This window comes from Microcystis sp. LE18-22.4A (assembly GCF_027531105.1).
Classification (GTDB): Bacteria; Cyanobacteriota; Cyanobacteriia; order Cyanobacteriales; family Microcystaceae; genus Microcystis; species Microcystis aeruginosa.
This window is the reverse complement of sequence record NZ_JAPZRB010000538.1, coordinates 1-5,895: the sequence shown is the minus strand read 5'-3', so window position 1 is coordinate 5,895 and position 5,895 is coordinate 1. Positions and strand designations below refer to the sequence as shown.

Genomic DNA, 5,895 nt, shown 5'->3' with positions numbered 1-5,895 from the left:
TAGACCTCTTGCATAAATCCGAAAACAAACGATAGAAACAATAATGGGAGGGACTTTCAGTTAATTATTTATTAGTAGTTGATAATCTTCAAAAATGTTGCTGTACAAGGATCGACTTAAGACTTTTGCAAGAGGTCTATTAAACCCAGGTCTATTTGGCACGCCCAGTTGTAATACTGGATCACGGGTTTCAGGGTTGTCATTTCAGAAAGGTTTAATGGCTAGGGCGATCGCTTTGATGCTGAGTGATTCAATCACAAAGATGGCGATCGCTTTCATTCACGTTGGGATTCGTTTTCAAATAATCATGTACCCAATTGCAACCGTACATCAAGGGATTAAGCGTAAGAACCTGCTCCTTATTCCACAAAATGACAGTTTTGTCTTCATTGGCTGAGGCAATGGTTTGACCATCGGGACTGAAGGCGATGCCCCAAAAGCGATCGCTATAGCCATTCAGAGTCGTCAACAAAGTACCATCCGGTTTCCAAAGCTTGATCGTCTTGTCCCAGCTTGCTGAGGCAATGGTCTGACCATCGGGACTGAAAGCGACTGAATAAACGACAGCACTATGACCTTTGAGAGTCGTCAATAAAGTGCCATCCGGTTTCCAAAGCTCGATCGTGTTATCTGCACTTGCCGAGGCAATCGTCTGACCATCAGGACTAAATGCTACTGAGTAAATCTGAGCAGTATGTCCTGTCAGTGTCCTCAGTAAAACAGGTATCTGCGCTGGCTTCACTCTCCAGAGTTTAACGGTATTGTCTGCGCTTGCGGAAGCTAGGGTTTTGCTGTCAGGGCTGAATGCCACACCAAAAATTGCCCCTTGATGTCCTCTCAGGGTAGCGAGGAGTTGAGGCGTTTTTTGCCCTACATTCCAGAGCTTAACGGTATTATCCCAGGCTGCGGAGGCAACTGTCTGACCGTCGGGACTAAAGGCAACTCCCCAAACCACTGCTTGATGTCCTCTCAGGGTGGCCAGGAGTTGAGGCTTTCTTGGCCCTAAGTTCCAGAGTTTGACGGTATTATCTGCACTTACCGATGCCAACCTTTGACCATCGGGACTGAAGGCGACTCCATAAACTTGAGCGGTATGTCCGACCAAGGACGCAATCAAAGTACCGTCTCGCTTCCAAAGCCTAATCTTTTTGTCATCACTAGCTGAAGCAATGGTCTTACCATCGGGGCTGAAGGCCACTCCAATTACGACCGCAGTATGTCCTGCCAACCTTGTCATCAAGGGGCTTTTCAGCTGCCAAAGCTTGACCGTTTTGTCACCACTGGCCGAGGCAAGGTTTTCCCCATCGGAACTGAAGGCTACTCCCCAAACGCGATCGCTATGTCCGTTGAGAGTCGTGATCGGAGTGCCGTCTCGTTTCCAGAGCTTAACAGTCTTGTCCCAACTGCCTGATGCGAGAGTCTGACTGTCAGGGCTGAAGGCCACTCCATAAACCACTTCACTATGTCCTGTGAGGGTTGTCAGTAGAGTCGGCATTTTCCCCGTTTCTAGTTTCCAGAGTTTGATCGTTTTGTCCCAACTGGCTGAAGCTAGGAGCTGCCCATCGGGACTGAACGCTACTCCATTCACAATATCAGTGTGACCTTTGAGAGTCGTAATTAAAGTGCCATCTCGCTTCCAAAGTTTTACTGTCTTATCGTCACTGGCTGAAGCCAGCATTTGACCATCAGGGCTGAACGCTACACCGTTCACAACATCAGAGTGACCCGCGAGAGTCGTAATCAAAGTGCCATCCCGCTTCCAGAGTTTAACCATCTTATCGTCACTGGCTGAAGCCAGCATTTGACCATCGGGACTAAACGCCACTCCTCTCACATCATGATGATGTCCAACAAGGGTCGTTATTAGAATAGGTATCTTGCCTGCTTCTATCCTCCAAAGTTTGATGGTTTTATCTTTGCTAGCGGACGCGATTGTCTGACCATCGGGACTGAACACAGCTTGCCAAATTTTATCGCTGTGTCCGTTGAGGGTGGCGATTATAGTACCATCTTGCTTCCAGAGCTTGATAGTTTTATCGCCAGCAGCCGAGGCGATCGTGTTACCATCTGGGCTGAAGGCGACGCTTTTAACTTCATCACCATGGACTAACAAACGATTGTATTCAAGAACGCCATAAACTGCCTGCCGTAAGACGGAATCTACCTGAGTTTTAGTCTCAGCGTCTGTTCCTCCTGTCCTGGATAATTTTTGCCAGGCCCGAATGGCCTCAATCAACGCATCTAACTTATTATTGGAGACAAAAAGTGCTTCTGAGGACGCAGTGATGGCTTGGATCTCGCTACGCGCTGAATTCTGCCATTGCCCCCAAGCGACTCCTGCTAAGATTAAGGCCCCTAGCAAGCCACCTGTGAGTCCTGAGATCGTTAACTTTCGCCTGCGCTTTTGGGATTTCAGGTCGCGATCGCGCAGTGCCACACTTTGCTCAATCAATTCGCAATCGCTCGAACTCAGTTCATCAGCTCGATTCAGATACCAATATTCTGCATCGGTCAGAGGTTTACCCCGCAACAATGCCCCTTCATCCTGATGGCTGCGCTCCCACTGGTAGCGGTTTGCCCGCAGTTGCTCTTGCCAGAGGCGAAACTCTCGATCGAGCTGCATCCAATTCCTGAGTCGTTTCCAGCCCCCAATTAATGCCTCGTGAACAATTTCTACGGTTTCTTCTCCTGTAGAATCGTTGCGGTTGGTCACCACTAAGCGAGAGGAGGCTAAACGCGCCACCAAGTCCCAGTTTTCCGGCTGCACGTCTTCCTGTGTAGCAGTACGCCGGCTATCGTCTGTCCCGGCACCGGGCTGCACTAATTGGATAAATACCCGTTGCGATCGCTGTCGATCCTCTTCGTTCAGTTGAGCGTATACGAATTCTGCGTGATTGGCCAGTGCTGCTTCTACGCCGCCAATCTGGTCATAAGCCTGATTGGTTAGCCATCCATCTCGCTGGTTTGACCACAATTGCGTGAGGGCAAATTCCAACAAGGGCAAACGCCCTGGCTGCTCATTCATGGCATGGATCAGCTTCTGGATTAATCCATCCTCTAATTTCACTTGCATTTGGGCGGCGGGCTTGGCGATCGCGGCTGGCAATTCTTCCCGGTTCATCGGCCCCAAAACCTGAATGGCACCTTGCAAGGCATCACTCAAGGGGCGGTAAGCCAGGGCATAGCCGCAAAAGTCTGCTCGTAGGGTCAGAATCAGGGTGAACCCTGGAGCAAATTTCACGGCATTTAGTACAGTATCCAAAAAAGTCTGTCGCTCTGACTCTGGACAAAGGGTATAGAGTTCTTCAAATTGATCGGCGATCAAAATCAGGCGCATCCCTGAATTCTGCTGTTTAACCCACTCGATGAGGTGGGATAATCCCTGGTCGTCTTGCCGCAAGAGCCGCTCTAGTTCTACTGCGTTAGCGAAACTGTCGCTTTGACCTTCTGGGAGAGCATCGCCACACCCCTGTTGGGGCTGATGTAGAGAGACAAATTTAGCGATCGCAGGACACTGCGCCAACCCAGTTGCTAAGGCTTCAAACGGATTATTCCCTGGGCGAAACGAAACAATCTGTACAGACGGCGAGCCTTGTTCTTTCATGCCGCTACTGCCTAATTCCTGACGCAAGCGCGGCACTAATCCCGCAAAGACGACGGATGATTTGCCACTGCCAGAAGCACCAATCACCGCCACCAATGGCTTTTGTTTGACCGCCGCCAGCAGTGCCTGAGTTACCTGCTCCCGCCCAAAGAAGAACCGAGCATCTTCCTCCCGAAAGGCAAATAGACCGCGATAGGGACAGGTTGGCGTTCCTCCAAGCTGAATCCAAGTGGGAGGTTCAACGGCTAGATTTTGGCAAATCACGGGCAACCAAGACGCTGCTGGAAAATCATCTTCTAATCCTTGGAGCTTTCGACGCGCTTGCTGAACGGCAAGATAGAGCGGCAATTGCTCGATCGCAAATGCTGTCAGAAACTGCTGAAAGAACTCTTGTGCCACCCGATTGGGAATCGGTTCGCGCATGACAATCACTGTGGGAATGTGTAGTTTCTCCAGTGCTTGTGCCAAGCCTAATCCATCACAAGAATTAAAAATAGCCAGCGTTAAACCCTTCTCGATCGCGGTTTTCAGCGCCTCTTCTAACTGTGATATCGTCAAACTATTGTGGGTTGAATTCTCATTAATATATATTCGACCCGTTTGTCCCTGGGTTTGACTGTGACCGGCAAAAAACAGGATGTCCCACCCTTCAGGCTGCCATAATTGAGTATTGAACTCCTGGCGTGAGGGGTTGGCCAGGAACTTAACTGACCCATCCTGCAACCGCTGAAGTAAGCGGGTTTCTGTGGCTAAATCAATGCCGGAGCTATTGCCTAAGACTGCTAAAATCCTGACTTTCTGCTCAGTTTTTGCTGACTTCAGAACATTTCGATAGTGGTACTCTGGTTGACTCAACGCCATTTCCGCTTGGGGATAATCCTCAAAGAAATGCCAGCGATGCCAAGGAAGAGAGCGCAATTCCAGATCGTTGGTTTCAATCATGACTCGGATGGGAGCGGATGAGTCGAGTCGCGATCGCAGTTGCAGTTCAATGGGGAGAAAACCCTCTGATTTCAGCCAAGTATTGATGCTTGCCTGTAGCTGCTGGCACAACTCATCAAAACTGACCTGAGAAATATTGGTAATGCCTGCTTCACTGATTTCTAGTTCACCAACTTCTACGAGAGAAGCTGAAGATAGATGTCCTGGTTGGGATATTATGGGATGGCGTTGTCCGCCCGTAATGCGTTCAGTTTCGCTGCGCCCAAGGCGATCGCATAGTCCCCGATAAACAAGCTGCCAATTCCGATACAGTTCCACTAAAGCGGGTGCGGCGGGCAACGTGCCGATAAATTGCTCTGGCCGCGGATTGCCATCCGTCCATAATTGAACGGTAACTCGCGGAAATCCTTGATACAAATTCCCACTGCCTAGATTAATAATCACTGACTTGTTCATTTCAGACGCACCCGTATTTGACAGTGAAACTTTCACCGTTAATGCTACAATCTTTTACCTTATCTTTACAGAAACGCTACTGCGTTAATTTTTTGACCGAATTTAGGCTCTCCCGACTTCTTGGTGTAAACTGTATATTAGAATACGAATCCTCTGATTTACAAACGTTTAACGTGATTATCAGCTAAAAAGTGGTCAAAAAATGTTAATTAGATTCTTTATCGTCAAAGAGGTGCGTTAAACTTTGTTAACGCACGCTAGAAGAGCTAAATATTAGCGTGCTGCTTCGCAGTGTCTCAGCTTCGCGCGTCTCCGACGGCGGCATCGCACAGTTGCGCTTGTTATCGCTGCTGGGTCATTGCGATTACAACTTCCACAGTCAGGTCAGAGATATTGCCAAGGGTAGGGAGTATGTCGGTGACCGCATAGACCAGTGGCAGCTCTTGGTTCTCCCAAACCCAGATTTGCTGTCGCTGAATATCGATCAGCCAGGCGAGCTGAGTTCCGTTGCTCAAGCAGTGCAGAATTTTATTTTGTAGTTCTAATGTACTTTGGTCGGGGGAGCGAATTTCAATTAACCAGTCCGGTGGACCTGGCAGCGGTCCATCGACCTCTGAGAGGCGATCGCTTTTAACAACGGCAATGTCAGGCACGGGAGACAGCGGCGGCACGATGCAACGGAGTTCTTGGATTGCCTCGTATGCTTTGGTTTGGTTGTTGATCGAGTTAACAAGATTGCGCTGGAGGCGGGATTGACATCCTCACCGCCGTAAACGGACGGTGATTCCCAAACCTCACGATTTAGGTTTCTGCTTCTTTCCCTTGCGGGGTTCCGCACCTGCCTTAACAGATTTACTCTGTTCTGGTCTTATGGTCGCTCTACAGACTGACAC

Annotated in this window: 2 protein-coding genes; both read right to left on the bottom strand. The window is 49.2% G+C overall.

What is annotated here, in order from left to right; all coding sequences use genetic code 11:
- Positions 1 to 250 precede the first annotated feature (250 nt).
- A complete protein-coding gene (locus O9295_RS22960) occupies positions 251 to 5,002 on the bottom strand; it encodes an nSTAND1 domain-containing NTPase (protein WP_288035602.1) in 4,752 nt (1,583 codons plus the stop codon).
- 341 nt (positions 5,003 to 5,343) lie between these two features.
- The gene (locus tag O9295_RS22955) at positions 5,344 to 5,694 is read right to left on the bottom strand and encodes a Uma2 family endonuclease (RefSeq protein WP_288035605.1); all 351 of its coding nucleotides are present in this window, start codon (positions 5,692 to 5,694) and stop codon (positions 5,344 to 5,346) included.
- Positions 5,695 to 5,895 lie beyond the last annotated feature (201 nt).

Excerpts from the sequence above, each read along its gene's own strand:
- O9295_RS22960 (WP_288035602.1), bottom strand. The coding sequence starts at position 5,002 with ATGAACAAGTCAGTGATTATTAATCTAGGCAGTGGGAATTTGTATCAA.